This is a genomic window from Corynebacterium vitaeruminis DSM 20294 (genome assembly GCF_000550805.1).
Lineage (GTDB): Bacteria > Actinomycetota > Actinomycetes > Mycobacteriales > Mycobacteriaceae > Corynebacterium > Corynebacterium vitaeruminis.
The window spans coordinates 1,725,524-1,748,373 of record NZ_CP004353.1 but is presented as its reverse complement, the minus strand read 5'-3'; the positions used below and the strand labels follow the sequence as shown (position 1 = coordinate 1,748,373).

Below are 22,850 nucleotides of genomic sequence, written 5' to 3'. Positions count from 1 at the left end.
TCAGGACCTTTCGTTATTGGGGGAGTGGGTTGCGAGCTTTAGCCGTCGATAAGCGAGGCGGGAAGAAGCACGCCGTGACGGACAAGATCGATGATGCGGGAGGGCGTGATCTTTCTCAGCTCGGCCTCGTCGAAACCGGCGCTCATCGCGTAGAGGTCGATGACGTCGCCGAGCGGCAGGCCCTGCGGGTGCAGGCCGGAGATGATGGACAAAAGGGGCTCGTCGATCTCGTGGGAGAAACGGGGGCCCTCGGTGCGGGTGATCCGCAGGACGCGCGGGCTAAAGCCCATGCCTGCATCCTCGTCAGCCGTGCTCACGTTCTCGAGGGCAAGCCCTGGGCGCAGGAGGAAGCGGGACGCAAGGATGTCGTCGTAGCTTTGCTCGTGCAGCCACCCGGTGTGCAGGAAGTATTCCTCGATCTCGTCGCCGATGTAGGAGTCGATCGGATGGGAGAGAACCTCGACGTTGACGTCGGAGTCGGAGTCGTCGTCGATCTTTTGGATCGCGATGAAGCCGAATCCAATCCCGGTCACCTTATTCTTTTGGAAGTGGCGCAGCCACGCCTCGGTGCGCGCGATCCCCTCGGGCGAGCGGGGGTCGATGCTCTCGTCCTTGAGCCACGTGCCCACGTAGAGCTCCGGGTCGGCGACGTCGCGCTCCAAGACCCAGGCGCGCACGCCGCGGTCGGGGAGCCAGGAGGCGATGGTGTGGCTCCACCCGTTCCAGACCTCGTCGTGGACCCAGGAACCGAGGATGTGCGCGATCCCGCCCTGCTTGAGGTGCTCGCACGCCCCGCGGACGACCAGCTCGGTCGCGCCGTCCAGGTCGAGGCCGGAGTCGCGGTAGCCGTGGTGGATCTCCCCGGTGCCCACGACGAACGGGGGGTTGGAGACGATGCGGTCGAACTTCCTGCCCGCCACCGGCTCGAACCACGAGCCCTCCAGCAGCTCCACGTGGGCCTGCGCTGGCAGCTGCGGGTCGAGCGACGCCACCGGGTCGTTGAGAGCGGCCTCCAAGGTCGCCTCCGCGAGGTCGAGCGCGCGCCCGTAAAAGTCGGTGGCCGTAATCGACTCCGCCGCGCGGAGCTGGGAGAGCGCCTGCACGCCGGAGCCGGTGCCTAGGTCGAGGACCTCGCCCACCCGCGTGCGCGGGGTGGTGGACATGAGCGACACACTTGCCGCGCCGACGCCGAGGACGTGGTTCTCGGCCGGTATGTGGCCGAAAACTATGGAGGCGTCGCGGTCGGAGAAGACCCAGCGATCCTCGTCCGCCACCGTGACCGGGCGCACGTCGAACATGGGGACGACCAACTCGTCAGCGGTGGGGGTCGCCTGGTTGACGCGGCGGCCGACGTCGCCAGCGGTGCTGCCAACGGTTGCCGCCAGCCCCGTGCCGAACAGGTCCCGGGCGAGGTCGGCGCCCAATACCTCCTCGAGCTCGGCCACCGCCGTAGGCCGGTGGAGGAGGAAGAAGGAGATCAGGATCGCGAGCGGCTTCTTGTTCCGCTTGAGTCGGCTGAGCACCGCGCCGGGCTCGCCGCGGTAGAGCGCGCTCATGACGGGCTCACCCAGAAAATCGGCGACCCGGGTGGCCGTGAAGTCGTTCTCGCGAAAGGCCGCGACGAGCTGAGGGGTGAGGTGTCCGAGTGGGGTGCGCATAGTGGACGATCCTACCGGCGCGGCGGGGCGAGCCCAATCGTAGGCCCCGGCAGGCTACTCGCCGTGATCGTCGGTGGCGTCGTGATCGATGACCTGCCCCTTGAAGGCCTGGGGGTCTTGCTGCTGCGGCGCGGCGAGGGCGGCGCGCTGGGCACCGCCGAGTTGCTGGTACTCCATGATCTGACGATTGAGGGCGGGCTTGTACACCGCCGGGGAGCGCGGGTCCTTCGGCTCGCCCACACCGTTGGCCACGACCACCGCGATCCAGGGCAGGGGGATAGAGATGAGGAACAAGATGACGGACAAGACGATGCTGTGCATCCACATGTAGGCCACGCCGGAGGCGAGGAGGAAGGGGACGCGGGAGCCCTGCAGCCACTTGTACATGTGCTCGCGGTGCTGCAGGTTTTGCTCGGGGCTGCGCTTGGCGTCGGTGATCAGGTGCGCGCGGCGCGCGCTGAAGAACCGGAGGAATTTATTGCGCGGTACGGAGGACTTGGTTGCATCACTAGTGTGAACTGGCTCATGCTCAACTGTGTGCTCGTCGTGGAAGTCCATGCTGTATTACGTTAGCCCCTTTGCGTGCTTTCGTCATCGAAGTGGTGCATTATAGGTTAAGTGAGTACGACGACGAAGACTATTGAACGCCCAGATGTGAGGGAAGATAACCTCACGGGGGATGACACCCCCAAGTTCTTTCACTATGTGAAGAAGAATCAGATCGTCGAGTCCGCGGTCTCCGGGCGCATGGTTGTCGCCCTGTGCGGGGAGACGTTCCCCGTGACCAAGCAGGCCAAGCCCGGCTCCCCCGTGTGCCCCGATTGCGAGCGGATCTATAAGGGACTGCGTAAGAAGTGAGCTCGGACCTTCGCGCCTGGCAGCGCAAGGCGCTCACGAAATACCTGATGACAAACCCGAAGGACTTCCTCGCCGTGGCCACCCCCGGCGCGGGAAAGACCACCTTCGCGTTGCGGGTCGCTACAGAGCTCGTTGGAAACAAGACGGTCGACCGCGTGATCGTCGTCGTCCCCACGGAGCACCTCAAGGTGCAGTGGGCGGCGTCGGCCGCGCGCGTCGGCCTCTCGCTTGACCCCTACTTCACCAACAGCGCCGCGGTGAACCCGCAGTACCACGGTGTCGTGGTCACTTATGCCCAGGTGGCCATGCACCCGTACAAGCACCGCGCCGTGGCCACGGCCAAGCGCACGCTGGTCATCATGGACGAGATCCACCACGGCGGCGACGCCAAGAGCTGGGGTGACGGCATCCGCGAGGCATACTCCGACGCTGAGCGCCGGCTCGCCCTCACCGGAACCCCGTTCCGCTCCGACGACTCGCCCATCCCGTTCGTCCGCTATGAGGAGGACGGCGAGGGGCACCTCGTCTCGCGCTCGGATCACACCTACGGCTACTCGGACGCGTTGGCCGACGGCGTGGTGCGCCCCGTGGTGTTCCTGGCCTACTCCGGCGAGGCACGCTGGCGCACGAGCGCTGGCGAGGAGTACGCCGCCCGCCTCGGCGAGCCGCTCAACGCCGAGCAGACCGCGCGTGCGTGGAAGACCGCGCTCGACCCGAAGGGCGATTGGATCCCCGCGGTCCTGCGCGCGGCGCACACGCGCCTGCTGCAGCTGCGCAAGCACATCCCGGACGCAGGCGGGCTGGTCATCGCCACGGACAAGACCACCGCGCGCGCCTACGCGAGGATCCTGGGCAAGATGTCCAGCACGCCCGTGTCGGTGATCCTCTCCGACGAGGCGGGTGCCTCCGAAAGGATCGAGAAGTTCTCCGAGAACAACGACGAGTGGATGGTCGCCGTCCGCATGGTCTCCGAGGGCGTGGACGTCCCCCGCCTCGCCGTGGGCGTGTACGCCACGAGCTACTCGACGCCGCTGTTCTTCGCCCAGGCGATCGGCCGCTTCGTGCGCTCGCGCAAGAGGGGAGAGACCGCCTCGGTGTTTCTGCCGTCGGTGCCCGTCCTCCTCGACCTCGCGGCCAGGCTGGAGACCTCCCGCGACCACGTCCTCGGCAAACCCGATCGGCCCAAGGAGGGCTGGGACGACGAGCTCCTAGAGCAGGCGAACAAGCAGGAGACCGAGAAGGATGACCTGAAAAGCTACGAGTCCATCGGCGCCGAGGCCGAGCTGGACTCGCTCATCTACGACGGCTCCCAGTACGGCACCGCCACCGTGGCGGGCTCCGCCGAGGAGGCCGACTACCTCGGTCTTCCGGGCCTGCTCGACGCCGATCAGATGCGCACGCTCCTGCGCAAGCGCCAGACCGAACAGCTCGACGCCCGCGAGGCCGCGGAGAAGGAACGGCGCCGCAAGGAGGAGGCCGCGCGCAAGGCGCAGGGGACCAAGGACGCCCAGAACCGGGTGGCCAGCCAAGAGATCCCGCAGCTGCGCAAGGAGCTCAACGCGCTCGTGTCGATCACGGCCTCGCGCACCGGCCGCCCCCACGGCGCCATCCACACTGAGGTGCGTCAGAAGTGCGGCGGCCCGCCCACGGCGATGTGCTCGGCCGAGCAGCTGCGCGCCCGCATCGACTACCTGCGCCGCTGGTAAGCGCGGGGTAGGAGGGCCGAGGCTGGGAACGCATCTCAGCCCCAGAAATCCGCCGCCCCAGGCCGAGACACCAAAAAGGGGCCTCCCCGGGTAAAACTTCCCGGGGAGGCCCCTTTTTCGCGCGCTAGTCGAGGTAGTCGCGCAGCACCTGGCTGCGCGATGGGTGGCGCAGCTTCGACATCGTCTTGGACTCGATCTGGCGGATGCGCTCGCGGGTCACGCCGTAGACCTGGCCGATCTCGTCGAGGGTGCGCGGCATGCCGTCGGTAAGGCCGAAGCGGAGCTTGACCACGCCCGCCTCGCGCTCGGACAGCGTGTGCAGCACGTCCTGGAGCTGGTCCTGCAGCAGGGTGAAGGAGACGGCGTCGACCGCGATGACGGCCTCGGAGTCCTCGATGAAGTCACCGAGCTGGCTGTCGCCCTCGTCACCGATGGTCTGGTCGAGCGAGATGGGCTCGCGGGCGTACTGCTGGATCTCGAGGACCTTCTCCTCGGTGATGTCCATCTCCTTGGCCAGCTCCTGCGGGGTGGGCTCGCGGCCCAGGTCCTGCAGCAGCTCGCGCTGGATGCGGCCGAGCTTGTTGATGACCTCCACCATGTGCACCGGGATGCGGATTGTGCGGGCCTGGTCCGCCATGGCGCGGGTGATCGCCTGGCGGATCCACCAGGTGGCGTAGGTCGAGAACTTGTAGCCCTTGGTGTAGTCGAACTTCTCCACCGCGCGGATTAGACCCAGGTTGCCCTCCTGAATCAGGTCGAGGAAGGCCATGCCGCGGCCGGTGTAGCGCTTGGCCAGCGAGACCACGAGGCGAAGGTTGGCCTCCAGCAGGTGGTTCTTGGCCTTGCGGCCGTCGCGGGCGATGGCGCGTAGGTCGCGCTTGACGGCGGGCGTCAGCTTCGCGTCCTTGTCGCCGTTGTTGTAGGCCTCCTCCATCTGCTCCATGCGGTAGGTGGCGTACAGGCCGGCCTCGATGCGCTTGGCCAACGACACCTCCTGCTCGGCGTTGAGCAGCGCGACCTTGCCGATCTGCTTGAGGTAGGCGCGGACGGAGTCGGCCGACGCGGTCAGCTCGGCGTCCTTGCGGGCCTGGCGCAGCGCCGCGGACTCGTCCTCGTCCCAGACGGAGGAGCCGTCGTCCTCGTCTTCCTCCTCGTCGCCGTCGGCGTCGTCCTCGGAGTCGTCAGCGTCCTCGTCGTCTTCGTCGTCCATGCCCGAGAGGTCGTCATCGTCGAGGTCGGAGTCCATGTCGTCGTCGAAGTCGTCCTCGATGTCGGCGTCCATGTCCATGTCGAAGTCGTCCGACTGCTCGTCGTCGAGCTCCTCGTCCTCGACGATGTCCTCGCCCTTGGCCTTGGTGTCGTCCTTCTTCGGCGCGCGGGTAGTCTTCTTGGCTGCCTTCTTCGCAGTCTTCTTGACCGCCTTCTTGGCGGTCTTCTTCACGGCCTTCTTCGCTGCCTTCTTGGCCGTCGTCTTCGCGGCCTTCTTAGGGGCGGCCTCTTCGGCGCGGTCGGCGTCAGCGGCGGGCGCGGCCACCTCGGAGGCGCCAGCGACCTCCTCGACCGACATTGCGGAACGAGGTGCGGCCTTGCGCGCCGCCTTCTTGGCGGTCTTCTTCACAGCCTTGCGTGCAGGAGCGGTTGCCGAGGAATCTGAACTTTCAGTGGCTGCCACGAATGCCCTTTCGCCTTAAGAGTAAAACAAATATGTTTGACCGGATGCCCCTTGGAAAGAGGGGATCCCGTCAACGCGGAAACACGATTGTGGTGCTGCTTCCGCTTCCACCACCGAATCCCAAAAGCCGAGGTCACGCGCGCGCTGCGGCGCGAATCATGGGCTCAGGCAGGGAGTCGGCCAGTCTAACTGGTGTGCAAACAAAGTGCCATTATAAAACATTCGGCAAATTGCGGTCGCGTCGACCTCTGCATACCTGCCTCTACAAGTACGCAGCGAGCGCGTTTTTTATTCCGCTTTCCGACGCCTACGGCTTGATACCCGACTCCGCGGCCATCGCCGCGCCGACGATGCCAGCGCGGTTGCGAAGCTGCGCGGGCACGACCGGGGTGTCGTTGGTGAGCTTGGGCACCCACTTGTCGGCCTTTCGGGAAATGCCGCCGCCCACGATGAACAGCGACGGCCAGAACAGGCGCTCGTACTCCTTGAGGATCTTGGAGACGCGCTTGGCCCACTGGCTAAAGCTCAGCTCTTCGCGGTCCTTGGCGGCGGAGGAGGCGTACTTCTCCGCCTCCTTGCCGTCGACGATGAGGTGCCCCAGCTCGGTGTTGGGAAAGAGCGTGCCGCCGACCAAGAAGGCGGAGCCGATGCCGGTGCCGAGGGTGAGCAGGATGGCCACGCCCTCCTTTGCGCGCGGGTCGCCGTAGGCGACTTCCGCGAGGCCGGCCGCGTCAGCGTCGTTAAGCACGCTGTACTCGCGCTCGCCGATGTGCTCTGTGAAAAGCGCCTGCACGTCGGTGTCGATCCACGACTTGTCGATGTTCGCGGCCGAGAGGGCGATTTGGTTCTTGATCACCGACGGAAGGGTGATCCCGACGGGACCGTTCCACTCCGCGATGCGAAGGATCTCGGCGATGGTGTCGGCGACGGCCTCAGGCGTTGCAGGCTGGGGCGTTGCGATCTTGATGCGGTCGCCGATGAACTCTCCGGACTCAAGGTCGACGCGGGCACCCTTGATTCCAGAGCCGCCCACATCGATTCCAAAACCAATGCGTGTCATAACACTAGAGCATAACCGGATTTTGCGGCCGTCGTTTGCACTCGGGCATGCGTGTTTTCGTTCTCGGCGGATCGGGAGCACTGCGTAACCTGCCTGATTGCGACCATAATGGGGGCATGGAGCACTCGTTCATTCTTCCGCCGTTCCTCGCCGACGGCGACCAGCAGTCCACCGACGAATCCGCCGAGCTTCTTTCGCTGTCCATTGGCATCGCCGCCCACGTCGCGGAGGTCATCCAGGACAAGCGCCGCGAGCTGGGGGATCTCCGCGACTTCTCGCAGTCCAAGTCCTCCCTCGAGGATCCGGTCACGGTGGTGGATTCGCTGGCCGAGGACCTCATCACCGAGAAGATCAAGGAGGCCCGCCCGCAGGACGGGCTCATCGGCGAGGAGGGTTCGGCCGCGAGCTCTATCAGCGGGATCACCTGGATCGTTGACCCCATCGACGGCACCGTCAACTTCATCTATGGCCACCCCAACTACGCGGTCTCCATCGCGGCGGCCCGCGACGGCGAGGTGGTCTCCGGGTGCGTCATCAACGTGGCCACGAGGGAGCTCTACGTCGCCGCCAGGGGGCAGGGCGCCTACCTGCTCGGGGAGGGTGCCGAGCCGCGGCGGCTTCAGGCGAGCCAGGAGGACACCCTCCAGACCACGCTGGTGGGCACCGGATTTAGCTACGCCGCGTTGCGCCGGCAAGCGCAGGCAAAGATCCTGCAGTCGATCTTGCCCACCGTGCGCGACATCCGGCGCATGGGCAGCGCGGCGCTCGACCTGTGCGCCGTAGCGACGGGTCGGCTGGATGCCTACTACGAGCACGCGCTCAACGCCTGGGACTTCGCCGCTGGCCTGCTCATCGCGCGCGAGTCGGGTGCCGTTGCCGTTGCCCCCGCGCTCTCCCAAAGCGGCGACGACGCCAACCTTTTGTGGGCCTGCGGGCCCCGGATAGCGGAGGACTTTTCCAAGCTCATGGGGGAGATCCCGCAGGAGCTATCCCTGTCTACGCTCGAGGCTGGCTAGGGGCCTTCCTTACCCCCGCCGCGGGGGCACGGTGTGTGAGAGTGACTTTTTGAGTTTTCTGCTTTAATATGCGCCACGAGAAAAACAACACGCTTCGCGTTGAGGCCTGTCCCCACCGTGCTTCCCGAATTCCCCAAAAGGAGCAGCATCATGGCAACTGATTACGATGCACCCCGCCGTCGAGTTGAAGACGAGCTTGAAACCGATTCGCTCGAGGGCCTGAAGGCTGCCGAGACGTCTAAGAACGACATCGACGATGACGGGGAGATCGTCGAGCCCTTCGAGCTTCCCACGATGGACCTGTCCGGCGAGGAGCTGGACGTGACCGTGGTGCCGCGCCGCTCCGACGAGTTCACCTGCTCCGTCTGCTTCCTGGTGCAAAAGCGCAACCGCATCTCGCACACCGAGCCCGACGGCTCGCTCGTCTGCCTCGACTGCGCCTAAGAGGCGTTGAGGGCCCTGAAGCAAGAAACTGCCGCGGCACGCCGCGGCAGTTTTTCTATTTCACCTGGGGGAAGAAGGCCTTGAGGAGGGCCTGGGGATCTTTGGAACCCACCAGCCAGTAGGGGGTGGGATCGTCGGGGTCGTCGAGGACGATCATGGCCATCTCCTTGATCCACGAGTGCGAGATGACGTAGGCGGCGGGATCGAGCTGGCGGCCCATCGCATTGCGCTTCGCGGAAGCCGGAACCGCCAGCACGCGGTCGACCACGCTGTTGGGCAGGTTGGCCTGCCCGGAGACGAGCCAGCGCACGCCGTCGGGATCCTCCTCGACTCGGATCTGGGTCTTGGACATCGAGTACAGGATCCAGACCGCGACGATGCTCAGGATAATGGCCGGGCCGTACAGCCAATACTCCGAACGATTCATCGCGAACTGCGCGGTGAGCAGTGCGACGACAATTGCGGCGGCGACCCACCAGTACCATGGGATCCATTGGCGCTCGCTGTAGAGGATCTTGCTCTGCCCGTCATTCGCATTCGTCACGAGTCACCATCTTAACTCACGGGGTGCAACTTTCGGGTAACGGGGAAGGGGCTACTTAAGATGGAGAGCCACGATCGGGGTCAACCGCGCCCCGCCGCAATTCCATACTTCATAGAAGGGACAACGATGAACGAGGCTGACCTGACCACCATGCCGCCGATTCGAATCCGCAGGCTGAGCGAGGACGCGGTGATCCCCGTCCGCGCGCACCGCGGGGACGCAGGCGTGGACCTGTGCTCGACGGAGTCCGTCACCATCGAGCCGGGGCAGCGGGTGCTGGTCGGAACTGGCATCGCGATCGCCCTGCCGCTGGGCACGGTCGGGCTGGTGCACCCCCGCTCCGGGCGGGCATGGAAGGAGGGGCTCAGCATCGTCAACGCCCCCGGCACCATCGACGCCGACTACCGTGGCGAGCTCAAGGTGTGCCTCATCAACCTCGACCCCTCGGTGCCGATCACGATCGAGAAGGGCGAGCGGATCGCCCAGCTGGTGGTGCAGAAGGTAGAGCTGTTCGACTTCGTGGAGGTCGACGAGCTCGACGAGACTGTGCGCGGCGCTTCGGGGCACGGTTCGACGGGCATCAACTGACCCGCCACGTAGAATCAGGAATGAGTGCGCTCCCCACCGCTGGGGACGACCGAAGTACCAAGGAGAATCACATGGCTGTATGGCCTTTTGGACGCAAGAACAAGAACGCCGAGGAGCCAGAAGCACCCGCCGAGGAAACCCAGCTCGGCGTCGGCGCCGCTTATGAGTCTTCTGACGTGGACCTCGACGACGACGCGGACCAGGACCCGGACCACGACGCCGTCGGTGGCGATACCGGTCCCTTCGACGGGCGCAGCGTCGACTTCAATAGCTTCGACTTCAGCGATTTCGGCACCGGCGTCTTGAACCTCGGCTCAGTCGTCATCCCGCTCCCGCACGGCTCCGAGGTCCAAGTGGAGATGGGTCCGGAGGGCCCGAAGATGCTCCACATCCTCACCCCCTACGGTCGCGTGACCCCGGTGGCCTTCGCAGCACCCGCTTCCAAGGGGCAGTGGCGCGAGGCCACGAAGGACATCGCAGCCTCCATGCGCAACGACGGCCTCGACGTCGAGGTCCAGCACGGCCCCTGGGGCCGCGAGGTCGTGGGAAGCATGCAGGACGGCGGCGGTGTCGTGCGCATCATCGGCGTCGACGGGCCGCGCTGGATGCTGCGCATGACAGTCGCCTGCCCGAAGGAAAGCACCGAGGAGATGACCGCGCTCGCCCGCGAGATCACCGCCCGCACCTTCGTCTACCGCAACGACGACCCCATCCTCGCGGGAACCTCGCTGCCCGTCGCTCTGCCGCAGCCGCTGGCCGAGCAAGTCCAGGCGGAGATGCAGCGCCGCCAGCAGGCGGCCCAGGCCGCCTCGCCCCAAGCCACCATCCAGCCCGCGAAGGAAACCGAGTAGCAGCCTAGTGACCACCGATAACAATATGGAGCCCCTGCGAAGCGCCGAGCCCTCCGAAGACGAGGACGCTCCCAGCCTGCTCGACCAGATGGGCGGGCTCAGCGGGCTGGTGTCCAGCACGCTCCCCATCCTGGTCTTCGTTCCCGCGAACAAGGCGTGGGGGCTGGTGGGCGCGATCGTCGCCTCGCTCGGGCTCGCGTTGGCCATCTTCGTGTGGCGGATTGCTCGGAAAGAGAATGTGCAGCCGGCCGTCTCCGGGCTGGTCGGCGTGGCCATCTGCGTGGCCATCGCCTGGCTCACCGGCGACGTGAAGGGCTACTTCCTGTACGGAATCTGGATGTCGCTGCTCTACGGCGTCGCATTCTTCGCCTCCGTCTTGGTCCGGTGGCCGCTCGTGGGCGTCATCTGGAAGGGCATCAACGGCGACGGGATGAGGTGGCGCTCGGTGGCGCCAGCCCGCAAGGCGTATGCCTATGCCACGGTCGGCTGGGGAATCGCGTTCTTGGCGCGGTTCTTCGTGCAGAATTGGCTCTACAACGCCGACGACACGACCAGCCTGTGGCTCGCCCGCATGCTCATGGGGTGGCCGCTGACGGGCGTGGTTACGCTATACACTGTCCTCATGGTTCGGCGAGCCCACTCCTACCTCGAGCCCGAAGCCGAAGAACCGGGCAGCGGTGAACCCACGGCGGTCGAACTCGAATCGCCTCAGCAAGAAACGAAAGGCCACGATCACTAGTGCCAGCAGTGCAAAAGGGCCAGCAGGTCGCGCTCCACATCGAGAGGATCGCGCACGGGGGCGAGGGAATCGCCCTCGACGACGGCAAGGTAGTCTTCGTGCGCGGCGGACTGCCCGGCGACGACCTGGTCGCCGAGATCACCGAGTCGAAGAAGAGCTTCGCCCGCGGCAGGGCGCTGCGCATCGACACGCCGTCGCCCATGCGCGTGGCAGAGCGTTGCCCCGCGGCGGCCGCGGGGGGAGGCTGCTGCGACTTCGGCATCGTCGATCCGGCCCGCGAGCTGGAGCTCAAGCGTTCGATCCTGGAGGACCAGCTCCGCCGCCTAAGCCGTCTGGAGGCTTTCCCCGAGATCGAGGCCATCGACCTTGAGCCTTCTTCGGGGTGGCGCACCCGCGTTCGCCTTGGCGTCGATAAGCAAGGGCACGCCGGAACGCGCAAGTCGGAATCGAACGAGATCGTCACGGACCGCGCGTGCACGCAGGCCGTCGACGGGCTTCTCGACGGTATCGTCGGCGAGGGCGCGCGGGAGTTCACCCCGGGCAGCGAGGTCGTGGTCGTGCGCGACGACGAAGGCGCCCGGCACGTGGTCGAGGTGCGTCGCGCGCCGCGTGGCCGCCGCAACGAGAAGGTGACCAAGGTCGTCGAGGGAAGCGGCCTCGCCGCCCAGACCGTCGGCGGCGTGCGCTTCGAGCTGCCCGCCGCCTCCTTCTGGCAGGCGCACATAAAAGCCCCGGAGGCGTATTCGCGGCTGATCGCCGAGTGGATTTCCCAGGCTGAGATCAGCCCCCGGCGAGGAGACCACGCGGTGGGCTGGGACCTCTACGGCGGTGTGGGTGCGTTCGCCCCGGCCATCCTTGAAGGCCTCGGCACCGGTTCGCTGGTCCATTCCGTGGAGACCTCGCCGCAGGCTGCGAAGGCGGGACGAAAGGCCTTCTCCGCCGCGGCAGCCGGCGGGCTCGCCGACCGCGTCGTATTCCACTCATCGACCGTGGAGGGCGCGCTCGACCAGCTACCCGAGGCGGACGTCGTAGTGCTCGACCCGCCTCGTGTCGGGGCTGGCGCCGCCGTGATCGAGGCGGTCGCCGCCAGCGGTCCCCAGGCGGTCATCCACATCGGATGCGATCCGGCGACCTTCGCGAGGGACGCGCGCACCTGGACCGAACGTGGATACGAGCTTGAGAGGCTCGCGCTGTTCAACGCCTTCCCCGGCACGCACCACATGGAGGCCGTGGGGCTGTTTCGCCCCGCCCAGTCCTAAGAGCACAGAGCGCGGCGCGCGACGAAAGTGGGCGAACATCTTTTCGCCGCCTTTTCGCGCGCGATGCATTAAACAATGAACCGCCCTAGTAATATGGGTAGACAACGCTAAAAGCGAAATGAGTTTTCGCAGCTACGAGGCCGTGGGGCTGCAAAGACCCCGGCCTTGAAGGGCGGCCCGCGCATAACGTGGTGCCGCGAGACCGGGTAGGCGGCTTCGCGCTCGTCCTGCCGGTAGGGCCCAAGCAGCCCATACACCGTGGTCCCAACAGGAAAGGATGCTCGAGCTTCCAGCATGAGTATTTTGAATCGCATCAAGTCCCCCGCGGACGTGAAAGCACTCTCGGCGGATGAGCTCGAGGAGCTGGCAGGGGAGATCCGGCACTTTCTTGTGGAGAAGGTCTCGGCCACGGGCGGGCACTTGGGCCCGAACCTCGGCGTCGTCGAGCTGACGCTGGCCGTGCACCGGGTGTTCGATTCGCCCAAGGATCCCATCATCTTCGATACCTCGCACCAGTCTTACGTGCACAAGATCCTCACCGGCCGCTCGGAGGACTTTGACAACCTGCGCCAGAAGGGCGGCCTGTCCGGCTACACCTGCCGCGCGGAGAGCGAGCACGACTGGACCGAGTCCTCGCACGCCTCGGCAGCGCTGAGCTACGCCGACGGGCTCGCCAAGGCCTTCCAGATCAAGGGGGAGACCGACCGCCAGGCCGTGGTCATCGTCGGCGACGGGGCGTTGACAGGAGGCATGTGCTGGGAGGCACTCAACAACATCGCCGCGGGCAAGGACCGCAACGTGGTCATCATCGTCAACGACAACGGGCGCAGCTATTCCCCGACCATCGGCGGCTTCGCCGACAACCTTGCCGACCTGCGCATGCAGCCCTTCTATGACCGCGTCATGGAGCACGGCAAGACGACGCTGAAGTCCATGGGTTGGGTGGGCGAGCGCACCTTCGAGGCGCTGCACGCCTTCAAGGAGGGGGTCAAGTCCACCGTCATCCCCACGGAGATGTTCCCCGAGCTGGGCATGAAGTATGTGGGCCCCGTCAACGGGCACAACCTCAAGGCGATTGAGGCCGCGCTGCGCTACGCCCGCGACTACAACGGCCCGATCATCGTCCACGCCGTCACCGAGAAGGGCCGCGGCTACGCCCCGGCGGAGAACGACGTCGCCGAGCTCATGCACTCCACCGGCGTCATCAACCCGAAGACCGGAGAGCCCGTGGGGACGAAGAGCCCCGGCTGGACCTCGGTGTTTTCCAAGGAGCTCGTCGCGGTCGGCGGGGAGCGCAGCGACATCGTCGCCATCACGGCGGCCATGGCTGGGCCCACCGGGCTCTCGGCCTTCGGCAAGGCCTACCCGGAACGCTTCTTCGACGTCGGCATCGCGGAGCAGCACGCGCTCACCTCGGCGGCGGGCCTCGCGCTCGGCGGCCTGCACCCCGTGGTCGCTATCTACTCGACCTTCCTGAATCGTGCCTTTGACCAGCTGCTCATGGACGTCTCGCTCCTTGGGCTTCCGGTCACCATCGTGCTCGACCGCGCCGGCGTCACCGGTTCCGACGGAGCTAGCCACAACGGCGTGTGGGACATGTCCTTGGCCGGGATCATCCCGGGCATCAGGGTCGCCGCGCCCCGCGACGGCGAGCAGCTGGTCGAGCAGTTCCGGGAGGCGCTGGAGATCGAGTCGCCGACCATCGTTCGCTTCCCCAAGGGCAACCTGCCCGCGGTCATCGAGGAAAAGGAGCGCCTCGCCGACGGCGTGGATATCCTGTTCTACCAGGACGAGGAGACCCTGAGCGACGATGCTCCCTCGGTGCTCGTCGTCGCCTGCGGGGCGATGGCCCAGCCAGCCGTGGCGGTCGCGGAGGGGCTCGTCAACGACGGCCTCGATGTCACCGTCGTCGATCCCCGCTGGGTGGTTCCGATCGCGCCGAGCCTCGTCGCGATGGCGGACGACCACGACCTCGTGGTCACCGTCGAGGACGGCGTCATCCACGGCGGCGTCGGCTCGATGCTCAACGAGGCGCTCAACGCCGCGGGCGTGGACACCCCCGTGCGCAACATCGCCTTCCCCGAGCTGTTCCCGCTGCACGCGAGCCGCGGGGAGCTCATGGCCGAGGTCGGGCTCGACGAGGCAGGCATCGCGGAGTCGATCCGCGGCTGGGCCCAGGAGCTCTTCGGCGAGGAATCCCTCAGCGAGGACCCCGCGGACATAGATGACACCGAGGACACCGCGGACACCCCAGACGAGGTGCCCGCACAGTAAGCGACGAGGAGCCGGGAGAGAAAGCCACCCTCGGCCTAGAAGCCGAGCGCCTCGGCGATGATCGGTGCCGTCAGCTCCACCTGCCAGCGCCGTGCGCCGCGCCTAGTGAGCGCGCGGGCGATGTCCACCCCGCCGTCGCGCGCCTCCCAGATGGTGGTCTTTAAGATCGCTGGCTTGAGAATGTTCTCCGCGGGAATCTCCAGCTCGCGGCCTAGGTCGTAGACCATGTCGCGGGCGTCCTGCATCGACTCCCAGGTGTCGGGGTACTGGTTTTTTAGCGCCCTGACGTCGGGAAGCTCCTCTGCCGGGCGCAGCTCTGCGCGGCTCGGGAAGCCCGCGGGGTCTTGCTGCTCTACGTCGCGCACGACGTCCAGCCAGACGCTTGCGTGCTGGCGGACCTGCTCGCTGTAGAAGGGGACCCGCTTGAGCTGCTGGTAGCTGCGAGGAGCCTGCTCGGCGATGGCGACGAGAGTCTTGTCCTTAAGCACCCGGGAGACCGCGATGTTGCGGTCGCGCGCGATGTCGAAGCGGCGCTGCCACAAAAGCCTCGCGATCTGGAGGCTCTTGCGCTTTTTCAGCCTCGAGATCCCCTTCGTGTCGCTCCACTGCTTGGTCGGGTGCGGGTCGCCGTGGCGGTAGCGATCGACGATGTAGTCGCATTCGTCGTAGAACCAGTCGAGCTTGTCGCTGGCGTCGAGGTCCTCGCGCAGGCCGTCGGCGAGCGGGATGAGGTATTCGACGTCGAGGGCCGCGTAGTTGAGCCAAGACTGCGGCAGCGGGCGCACCGACCAGTTCTCGTTGCCGTGCTGCTTCAGCAGCGTGACGTCGCAGAACTCGTCGACCAAGGCTGCGAGGTTGACCCTCTCGAACCCGCCGAACCGCCCGGCCAGCTCCGTGTCGAATAACGCGGCGGGGCGCAGGCCTAGGTCGAAGAGGCTGGGCAGGTCCGAGGTGGCGGAGTGCAGGATCCACTCCGCGTCGTTGAGCACGGGCGCGAGCTCGTTCTCGATCGCCTGGCCCGCGCGCAGGGGGTCGAGGAGGAAGGATCCTGCCCCCTCTCGGCGCAGCTGGATGAGGCAGGCCTCGTCGCGAAAGAGGTACGCACCGGCGCGTTCGACGTCGATGGCGATGGGTCCATGTCCGGCGCCCAGAGCGCCGGCGGCGCGGGCGACCTCCTCGCCGGTGTGCAGGAGGGCAGGGGTGCCCTCGGCGGGGCGACGAGCGATGAAAGACATGGCGGAAGGGATGCGGTCCTCGGTAGGAAAGTTGTATAGACCCCTAAAGTCTAGCCGCCGAGGGAAGCCACTCCCTCCGGCGGGAGGCCCGCCACGTTGGCGAGCACCGCGGAGAAGGCCTCGACGTGCGGGGCCAGGTCGATGTCCGTGGCGGTCCAGCTGGCGCGCATCTCCACCTGATAGGCGCGCGGCGGCCCACCGATCTCGCCGAAGCGCACCGACGCGGTGGAGGTCACCGTGCCGCCGAGGTTGGTGTACTTGGCCCCGGCGAGCTCGAGCCCCTCGGTGAGCCACTGCCAGGCCACCTCGGGCAGCAGCGGGTCGTTGGCCACGGCGTCTTCCATGTCGGCCTGGATGTAGGCCACGAGCCGCATGGCGCCCTCCCACGTCTCGTCGGCGTTGGGGTCGTGGAGGAGGATGAGCCTGCCGAAGGCGTCGCCGTCGGAGTCCTGGGAGGGGTTGTCGTCGGACTCGCGAACGACCTCGAGGCCGATGGCGTGGCTGAAGGGTGCCAGGCGCTGCGGCGGGCGAATCGTCCCGATGGAAATCTCAGGCCTCAACTCGGCGCGGTGCATCGATTCCACCGCGCGCGAGAAGTCCGCGGGGATGCTCTCGGTCCCCGACGAGCGGTGGAGATTGGTCGGCGTCGTTTGAGATTCGGTCACAAAGACTAGCTAACTATGCGGTCCCGACATTTGGAGTTAGGCGCGCCGAAGATTCTTTCGGCGTCTCGACGGGCCGAACGGGGGCTGGCGGCGCGGTCGCGGGGCCCAGTCGGGTACAAGGTGGGGTAGGATATCCTACTGTTGCTATCCAACTAATGGTGTATATCGCACCTCGCCCAAGTAGTTGATCGGAGCCCCGAGAAACGCCACAGGGCGCAGGAGGGTAGGAAACCCGAAAGGCGGGAGCAGCCCGCCTATCGCGCCCGGTGTGGGCGCGTGGCCCGTCGGCAAGCACGAGGCCACTTCTTGGACGTTCGAGTGGGTGGAAAGGACATTCACATGGCAGAAAAGCTCAACTTCGAGGAACTCAACAGCATGCAGCGTTACACGCAGTGGGCTGTGTTCCGGGCTATCCCGGGTGCGATCGGCACCGAGCGGGCCGAGATCAAGGCTCAGGCCCAGGAGTTCTTCGAGAAGCTGGCTGAGGAGGGCGTGGTCACCGTCCGCGGCATCTACGACCTTGCCGGCTTCCGCGCGGACGCCGACTTCATGATCTGGTGGCACGCCGAGGAGTTCGAGGACATCCAGAAGGCGTTCGCCGCCTTCCGCCGCGAGACCACCCTGGGCCAGCTCGTCGAGGTCGCCTGGATCGGCAACGCGCTGCACCGCCCGAGCGAGTTCAACAAGTCCCACCTCCCGAGCTTCATCATGGACGAGGACGCCGGCCAGTGGGTGACGGTCTACCCGTTCGTCCGCTCCTACGACTGGTACATCATGGACCCGCAGAAGCGCCGCCGCATCCTCTCCGAGCACGGCCAGGCCGCCCGCGACTTCCCGGACGTGCGCGCGAACACCGTTCCCGCTTTCGCGCTCGGTGACTACGAGTGGATCCTCGCCTTCGAGGCGCCCGAGCTGCACCGCACCGTCGACCTCATGCACAAGATGCGCTACACGGAGGCCCGCCTGCACGTGCGCGAGGAGATCCCGTTCTTCTCCGGCAAGCGCGTCGAGATCGCCCCGCTTATCGACGTCCTGCCCTAATCCTTTTCGTCCCCCGAAGGGGGATAAGCGAAACGCCCGCTCGGATTCCCTCGTGGAACCCGGCGGGCGTTTTCGGCGATTGCACAAAGCACCTAGGAATCGGCGACCGGCTTTTCTTCCAGAGTCAGGCAGATCGAGTTGATGCAGTAGCGCAGGTCGGTCGGGGTGTCGTAGCCCTCGCCCGCGAAGACGTGGCCCAGGTGCGAGTGGCAGTTGGCGCACAGGACCTCCACGCGGTGGTGTCCAAGGGAGAAGTCGTCGCGCTCGATGACGCGGTCGCCCGCCAGGGGAGAGAAGAAGGAGGGCCACCCGCAGTGGGAGGAGAACTTCTCCGTGGAGCGGAATAGCTCCGCGCCGCAGGCGCGGCAGGAGTAGACGCCCTCGGTGGTGGTGTCGGTGTACTCGCCGATGAACGGGGCCTCGGTGCCCGCTTGCCGAAGGACGCGGTACTCCTCGCTGGAAAGGCGCTTGCGCCATTCGTCGTCGCTGATAAGGGTGAAGTCGGTCATGGTACGTCCTTCGTTGGTGCTCTAAATATTTAGGCGGCTGCCGTTAGGCGTCGGAAAGCGACGTGCGCGGAGCCTTCCTCCCAAGGTAGTACCAAGCGACCGCCGTGGTTGAAAGGGCAAGAATTAATATGGCCCAGCCTGCGGTGGACTCGAAGAAGTTCAGCCAGCGGCCGTAGTCGCGCCAGCGGTCCGAGTCCCACTTGGCGGGGAAGAGGCAGAGGATGAATCCGAGCCACACCATCGGGTTGGCGCCGAGCGACGGCACGCGGATGCAGGCGAAGACCAGCGGGAACAGCATCATGGAGTAGTACATCTGCCCCAGCGAGGACAGGAAGAACACGCCCGCGAGCAACAGCCCCGCGGTCGCGCACGCCCACGCCAGGGGATCCGCCCTGCGGACGCGCAGGAGCAGGATCACGCCCGCGGCGACGGCGAGGGCGAAGACCACGAACAGGACGTTCTGGAGCCACCCCGGCGCGCCGAAGTAGGCCATGATGCCCGGCAGGCTGCTGTTGGAGTAGTCGCGTACCTCCTTCAGGTACGGCGTGGTCACGGTCCAGTAGTCGCTGGCGCCCGGCACGAAGAACCACCCCGCAAGGTTAAATACCGCCGGGACCGCGACGCCGGTGATGAGCGTCGACCACTGCATCCGCACGAGCGGCAGGAACAGGAGCGGGATAAAAAGGGGCTTGACCAGGATCGCCAGGCCGATGAGCACGCCTGCGAGCACATTGCGACCGGAAAGGAGCGCCCACAGGAAGCCCACGAACACCAGCAGGAGCACGCCGTTGATGTTGGCGAACACGAGGGTGTTCTTGACCGCCTCCGTGAGAAACGCCCCGGTGATCGCCAGCGGAAACGCCATCGACTTCAGGCTCGCGCCGAACATGCGCGTCAGAAGCGCCAGCGCGAGGATGATGGCCGCGGCGTTGCCGCAGATAAACAGCGTGCGGCTGAGGAAGAAGTGGTCGAGCAGCCCCATGGGCGAGAGCAACAGCGTCGCGCCCGGATTATAGAGGTAGTGCGGATCCACGAACTGATAGTTCTCGCTGTACACCGGCGCGCCGTCGCGGAAGCGCTTGAGCGCGAAGAACACCGTACTGAAGTCGTCGGTTACAGAGCCATTGATCGCGAGGAAGAACACGCGGTGGATGACCATGATCACCGCCAGCGGCCACAGCAGCGCGTTGCCGATCCGGTTTGCCTGCGGCGAGGATGCAAGCGGCGCGAAGGCGCTCCGGGCGCCGAGGAGCCGCTCGGCGTCGGGGGCGAGGAAGGCGGTTTCGAGACGTTCTTTCAGTGGGGCGGTCACCCCAGAAATGTTAGCCGACACCCACTGGCCACGGGGGTGACACCCTTTGTTTGAAGAAACCAATTGTCGGCGCCCGCGGGCACATGCCCTAGCGCAAGCGATCGTAACGGAGGAAAAGCACCCCATCCTCGCACGGCGTCGCAGACCTCAGCTCGAACCGGTGCCGCAGCGGGGCCGTGCCTTCCTCGCGGTCAGCCATAGGGAAGACCGGGACCCGCTGGGGATAGACGAAGGAGGGGTCAAGCGTCCAATGCACGACGTCGACGCAGTCCTCCGCCATGAGCTTCGAATACAGCGTCGGCCCGCCCTCGCACAGGATCCGCGCGAACCCCGCCTCGCGAAGCCGCGCCAGGCACTCGCTGGCGGTGAGGCTATCTAGTTCGATGATGCTTTCCGACGCTAAAGCGGGGGCGGGCGCAGGCCCGCCGGGCAGCCGCAGGAAGAGCGGGGGCACGTGGTAGTCGGCCACGACCCGGGAATCCGACGCGAAGTCCAGCGTGCGCCCCACCACGGCCAGCGGCGGGACGGGCGCCTGCCCGCGGGCGCGCCGGGCACGCTGCGTGGCTTCGTCGAGCCTTACCCCACCGTAGTTTTCCGCGCGAACCGTGCCAGCCCCCACCATCACGACGTCGGCCCACGCCCGCGCACCGAGCAAGACCTGAAAATCAGTCGCGTTGCCCAGCGCCTCCGACGTGCCCGCGACTGCCGCCTCGCCGTTGATGGAGGACACGAAGATCATCCGGACCTCGGGGGTGCCCACGGGATGTTCGGGGCCAAGGATGCTCGCGACCGTCGCGTCGGAAATGTCAGAGTTCATGCTGGGGACCTGCTTACGTGTTGAAGGGGGAGGGAAGGTTTTCACTCCCCGAGAAAAGGAAATCCACCCGAGAAAAGGAAATCCACCCGAGAAAAGGAAACCCTCCCAAATAAAGGAGACCCTTTTGAGAAAAGGGATCCCACCCGGAAAGCGGTTTGCCTTTACGGAAGAGGGAATTCGGTGGAGACCAGACTACGCGAGTTGAGGCAGGTGAGTAGATGTCTCTGAAAGCAGAAAAGCACACATTCCGCTACTTAACCCGGCAGCAGGTTCTGGAATTCGGCGAAACGCAGAAAGCCCGTTGCGCGGGGCAACGGGCTTGATTTTGTGGTTCTAGCTGGGATCGAACCAGCGACCTTTCCGGTGTGAACGGAACGCTCTTCCACTGAGCCATAGAACCTTTGGGCTGAACAAAAATGTAGCACGGATGGGGCAAAGAAGTGCAATCCGCAGCTCAGGTGACATTTTGTGGGTGGCGTAGTTGGGAATCGGCGTCCATGCGCCCGAGACTTACTCAATCGAGGCGTTCGGAAAATCTGGGGGAAGGAACGAAAAGGGGAAGAGGATCAGGTGGCACCGGGCGATGGTCATGGCCTTTGTGGGGCAGCTTGGGTGACGCGGTGCCTTCTTGGCACGTGGCGGCTTGCTCACTTTCGCTCCCCTCGGTCGCCTGGCTCACTCTCTGGGCCTGATTTGCCGACTGAACTGGGGATTTGTGCAAGGCAGTCGAAACGCGCTAATGTTTTGTCTCGCACCAGTTAGTGTGCATGCGGATGTAGCGCAGTTGGTAGCGCATCACCTTGCCAAGGTGAGGGTCGCGAGTTCGAGTCTCGTCATCCGCTCCACGCGAAAGCGTAGGGCGCGTTTAGCTCAGCGGGAGAGCGCTTCCCTGACACGGAAGAGGTCACTGGTTCAATCCCAGTATCGCGCACAAAGTCTTGTATCCAGACTTTTCAAAAACGGATTGTGCGGATGTAGCGCAGTTGGTAGCGCATCACCTTGCCAAGGTGAGGGTCGCGAGTTCGAGTCTCGTCATCCGCTCAGGTATGTTTTCATACTGGAGGCGGTAACGCCGCGGTGGAATGGCCGAGTGGTGAGGCAACGGTCTGCAAAACCGTGCACACGGGTTCGATTCCCGTTTCCACCTCGCACAAGGCGCGTTTAGCTCAGCGGGAGAGCGCTTCCCTGACACGGAAGAGGTCACTGGTTCAATCCCAGTATCGCGCACAAAGTCTTTTATCCAGACTTTTCAAAAACGGATTGTGCGGATGTAGCGCAGTTGGTAGCGCATCACCTTGCCAAGGTGAGGGTCGCGAGTTCGAGTCTCGTCATCCGCTCAGCCTGGGGCGTCGGGAAACCGGCGCTCTTTTTGCATTTGCATGGTGTGCCGCGGCTTCAGGCTTAGGGTGGGTTAAGGCTCAAAATGTGGCTTAAACGACAGAATGTGTGCTTTTGCGGCGGGTCGCACTGGTGGTGGATATGGTCCATACAGAAAGTTGTGGCAGCCTGGACCCATGGAACAACAGCAGCTCTCAGCTTCGCGGGTCATCGACGTCCACGCGCACTTCGTACCCACCGAGTACCGCGAGGCCCTCGTCGCCGCGGGCAACGCATTTCCAGACGGCTCGCCGATCCCGGAGTGGTCGGCGCAGCGGCACATTGAGCTGCTCGACGAGCTCGGGGTGACCACCGCGATGCTCTCGGCCTCGAGCCCCGGGGTTGAGGTCGATGGCCGCCCCGACTACTGGGCGCGATTCCTCAACGAGGCGGGCGCCGCGACCCGCGCGGAGCACCCCGGTCGCTTCGGATGGCTGGCGAGTCTGCCCGTGCCCGACGTGGATGCCGCGCTAGGCGAGCTGGAATACTGTGCCGAGCAGCTGCGTGCCGACGGGTTTGCCTTGCTCACCAACCAGCGCGGAGTGTATTTGGGCGACCCAACCCTTGATCCCGTGATGGAGGAGCTCGACCGCCGCCGTGCCACGGTGTTCGTCCACCCCACCTCGCCCGCAGGATGCTGCCACGTGGACATGGGGCGACCGGCGCCGCTTCTTGAGTACCTTTTCGACACGACGAGGGCGATCGTCAACCTCTTCCTCACGGGCACGCTGCTGCGCTACCCGCACATCAAGTGGATCGTCCCGCATAACGGCGCCGCGCTCGCGGGCGTGGTCGACCGGGTGAGCCTCTTCCAGCGCGAGGTGCTGCACTCCGCGGCGGAGCTCGATATCGGGGCCGCGCTTCGGGGCTTGTACTACGAGGTCGGCTCGTCCGCCCCGTTCCCGCGCACCGCGGCCGCGGCGAGGGCCCTGACCGAGGACGACCACCTCGTCCTCGGAACCGATCTTCCCTACGCGCCGCCGCCCGCGGTTCGGGACAACGTCACGCGCCTGCTCGCGGGCGAGTTTGTCGCGGGCACAGCGCTCGAGCGGTTGTGTCACGGCACCGCGGAGGAGCTGTTCCCCGCGCTGCGTGAGCGCTCCTGATCGTTGCGGTTTGCTATACCCGCGGGGGTACCGCTTATCGACGGCCACAGGTTCCCGCGCAACGTCCGCCAGGAGCCTACAAAGGATGGCCAAACTAAGTGGATTCAGCCGAGGTCGGA

Annotated in this window: 21 protein-coding genes and 7 tRNA genes; 17 read left to right on the top strand and 11 right to left on the bottom strand. The window is 65.7% G+C overall.

Annotated elements, in window-relative coordinates:
- Window positions 1–38: 38 nt before the first annotated feature.
- Together B843_RS08020 and B843_RS08015 are read right to left on the bottom strand one after the other, a co-directional pair.
- Complete coding sequence (locus tag B843_RS08020) at window positions 39–1,658, bottom strand: DUF7782 domain-containing protein (RefSeq protein ID WP_025252989.1); 1,620 nt, start codon at window positions 1,656–1,658, stop codon at window positions 39–41.
- Between the two features lie 54 nt (window positions 1,659–1,712).
- Entirely contained in the window at window positions 1,713–2,216 is a 504-nt protein-coding gene (locus tag B843_RS08015) for a DUF3099 domain-containing protein (RefSeq protein WP_025252988.1), read from the bottom strand.
- Window positions 2,217–2,276: 60 nt separating this feature from the next.
- Here B843_RS08015 and B843_RS08010 point away from each other — a divergent pair, with 60 nt between their 5' ends.
- Together B843_RS08010 and B843_RS08005 are read left to right on the top strand one after the other, a co-directional pair.
- The gene (locus B843_RS08010; RefSeq protein WP_025252987.1) at window positions 2,277–2,516 is read left to right on the top strand and encodes a DUF3039 domain-containing protein; all 240 of its coding nucleotides are present in this window, start codon (window positions 2,277–2,279) and stop codon (window positions 2,514–2,516) included.
- A complete protein-coding gene (locus B843_RS08005) occupies window positions 2,513–4,222 on the top strand; it encodes a DEAD/DEAH box helicase (protein ID WP_025252986.1) in 1,710 nt (569 codons plus the stop codon). The genes B843_RS08010 and B843_RS08005 overlap by 4 nt, the downstream gene beginning before the upstream one ends.
- A gap of 124 nt (window positions 4,223–4,346) precedes the next feature.
- Here B843_RS08005 and B843_RS08000 read toward each other — a convergent pair whose 3' ends face one another.
- Both B843_RS08000 and ppgK read right to left on the bottom strand, forming a co-directional pair.
- Window positions 4,347–5,894, bottom strand: a complete 1,548-nt coding sequence (locus B843_RS08000; protein WP_025252985.1) for an RNA polymerase sigma factor — start codon at window positions 5,892–5,894, stop codon at window positions 4,347–4,349.
- A 307-nt stretch (window positions 5,895–6,201) separates the two neighbouring features.
- Complete coding sequence (gene ppgK / locus B843_RS07995; RefSeq protein ID WP_025252984.1) at window positions 6,202–6,954, bottom strand: polyphosphate--glucose phosphotransferase; 753 nt, start codon at window positions 6,952–6,954, stop codon at window positions 6,202–6,204.
- Between the two features lie 116 nt (window positions 6,955–7,070).
- On the opposite strand from ppgK, the gene B843_RS07990 reads away from it, so the two are divergent.
- Window positions 7,071–7,970, top strand: coding sequence for an inositol monophosphatase family protein (locus B843_RS07990; protein WP_025252983.1), 900 nt, complete (start codon window positions 7,071–7,073; stop codon window positions 7,968–7,970).
- Between the two features lie 150 nt (window positions 7,971–8,120).
- Window positions 8,121–8,414 (top strand): DUF4193 domain-containing protein, encoded by a 294-nt coding sequence (locus tag B843_RS07985; protein ID WP_025252982.1) that lies wholly within the window; start codon window positions 8,121–8,123, stop codon window positions 8,412–8,414.
- A 55-nt stretch (window positions 8,415–8,469) separates the two neighbouring features.
- Here B843_RS07985 and B843_RS07980 read toward each other — a convergent pair whose 3' ends face one another.
- Complete coding sequence (locus tag B843_RS07980; protein ID WP_025252981.1) at window positions 8,470–8,958, bottom strand: DUF3093 domain-containing protein; 489 nt, start codon at window positions 8,956–8,958, stop codon at window positions 8,470–8,472.
- 150 nt (window positions 8,959–9,108) lie between these two features.
- On the opposite strand from B843_RS07980, the gene dut reads away from it, so the two are divergent.
- From dut to dxs, 5 genes are all read left to right on the top strand, one after another.
- Window positions 9,109–9,546 (top strand): dUTP diphosphatase, encoded by a 438-nt coding sequence (gene dut / locus B843_RS07975; RefSeq protein WP_404825231.1) that lies wholly within the window; start codon window positions 9,109–9,111, stop codon window positions 9,544–9,546.
- A gap of 71 nt (window positions 9,547–9,617) precedes the next feature.
- Window positions 9,618–10,397 (top strand): DUF3710 domain-containing protein, encoded by a 780-nt coding sequence (locus tag B843_RS07970; RefSeq protein WP_025252979.1) that lies wholly within the window; start codon window positions 9,618–9,620, stop codon window positions 10,395–10,397.
- Between the two features lie 25 nt (window positions 10,398–10,422).
- Window positions 10,423–11,136, top strand: coding sequence for a DUF3159 domain-containing protein (locus B843_RS07965; protein WP_025252978.1), 714 nt, complete (start codon window positions 10,423–10,425; stop codon window positions 11,134–11,136).
- Window positions 11,136–12,395, top strand: coding sequence for a class I SAM-dependent RNA methyltransferase (locus tag B843_RS07960; protein WP_038595396.1), 1,260 nt, complete (start codon window positions 11,136–11,138; stop codon window positions 12,393–12,395). Before B843_RS07965 ends, B843_RS07960 begins: the two co-directional genes overlap by 1 nt.
- A 294-nt stretch (window positions 12,396–12,689) precedes the next feature.
- Window positions 12,690–14,669, top strand: a complete 1,980-nt coding sequence (gene dxs, locus B843_RS07955) for a 1-deoxy-D-xylulose-5-phosphate synthase (protein ID WP_025252976.1) — start codon at window positions 12,690–12,692, stop codon at window positions 14,667–14,669.
- Window positions 14,670–14,704: 35 nt separating this feature from the next.
- On the opposite strand, the gene B843_RS07950 is transcribed toward dxs, so the two are convergent.
- On the bottom strand, window positions 14,705–15,904 hold the full coding sequence (locus B843_RS07950; RefSeq protein WP_025252975.1) for an HRDC domain-containing protein: 1,200 nt from the start codon (window positions 15,902–15,904) through the stop codon (window positions 14,705–14,707).
- Between the two features lie 50 nt (window positions 15,905–15,954).
- On the bottom strand, window positions 15,955–16,569 hold the full coding sequence (locus B843_RS07945) for a DUF3000 domain-containing protein (RefSeq protein WP_025252974.1): 615 nt from the start codon (window positions 16,567–16,569) through the stop codon (window positions 15,955–15,957).
- A 339-nt stretch (window positions 16,570–16,908) separates the two neighbouring features.
- On the opposite strand from B843_RS07945, the gene hemQ reads away from it, so the two are divergent.
- A complete protein-coding gene (gene hemQ, locus B843_RS07940) occupies window positions 16,909–17,610 on the top strand; it encodes a hydrogen peroxide-dependent heme synthase (protein WP_025252973.1) in 702 nt (233 codons plus the stop codon).
- A gap of 92 nt (window positions 17,611–17,702) precedes the next feature.
- On the opposite strand, the gene msrB is transcribed toward hemQ, so the two are convergent.
- From msrB to B843_RS07920, 4 genes are all read right to left on the bottom strand, one after another.
- On the bottom strand, window positions 17,703–18,119 hold the full coding sequence (msrB, locus tag B843_RS07935; RefSeq protein ID WP_025252972.1) for a peptide-methionine (R)-S-oxide reductase MsrB: 417 nt from the start codon (window positions 18,117–18,119) through the stop codon (window positions 17,703–17,705).
- Window positions 18,120–18,162: 43 nt separating this feature from the next.
- On the bottom strand, window positions 18,163–19,431 hold the full coding sequence (locus B843_RS07930) for a glycosyltransferase family 87 protein (RefSeq protein ID WP_025252971.1): 1,269 nt from the start codon (window positions 19,429–19,431) through the stop codon (window positions 18,163–18,165).
- A gap of 88 nt (window positions 19,432–19,519) precedes the next feature.
- The gene (locus tag B843_RS07925) at window positions 19,520–20,248 is read right to left on the bottom strand and encodes a pyrimidine reductase family protein (protein ID WP_025252970.1); all 729 of its coding nucleotides are present in this window, start codon (window positions 20,246–20,248) and stop codon (window positions 19,520–19,522) included.
- A 328-nt stretch (window positions 20,249–20,576) separates the two neighbouring features.
- Window positions 20,577–20,648: transfer RNA gene (locus B843_RS07920), tRNA-Val, on the bottom strand.
- A 369-nt stretch (window positions 20,649–21,017) separates the two neighbouring features.
- On the opposite strand from B843_RS07920, the gene B843_RS07915 reads away from it, so the two are divergent.
- The 7 genes from B843_RS07915 to B843_RS07885 all read left to right on the top strand — a co-directional run bounded on the left by B843_RS07915 (window position 21,018) and on the right by B843_RS07885 (window position 22,731).
- A tRNA-Gly gene (locus B843_RS07915) sits at window positions 21,018–21,093 on the top strand.
- Between the two features lie 14 nt (window positions 21,094–21,107).
- Window positions 21,108–21,179, top strand: a tRNA-Val gene (locus B843_RS07910).
- Window positions 21,180–21,216: 37 nt separating this feature from the next.
- Window positions 21,217–21,289, top strand: a tRNA-Gly gene (locus tag B843_RS07905).
- A gap of 35 nt (window positions 21,290–21,324) precedes the next feature.
- Window positions 21,325–21,395 (top strand) — tRNA-Cys (locus B843_RS07900).
- Window positions 21,396–21,403: 8 nt separating this feature from the next.
- Window positions 21,404–21,475 (top strand) — tRNA-Val (locus tag B843_RS07895).
- 37 nt (window positions 21,476–21,512) lie between these two features.
- Window positions 21,513–21,585: transfer RNA gene (locus B843_RS07890), tRNA-Gly, on the top strand.
- A 177-nt stretch (window positions 21,586–21,762) separates the two neighbouring features.
- The gene (locus B843_RS07885; RefSeq protein ID WP_025252969.1) at window positions 21,763–22,731 is read left to right on the top strand and encodes an amidohydrolase family protein; all 969 of its coding nucleotides are present in this window, start codon (window positions 21,763–21,765) and stop codon (window positions 22,729–22,731) included.
- Window positions 22,732–22,850 lie beyond the last annotated feature (119 nt).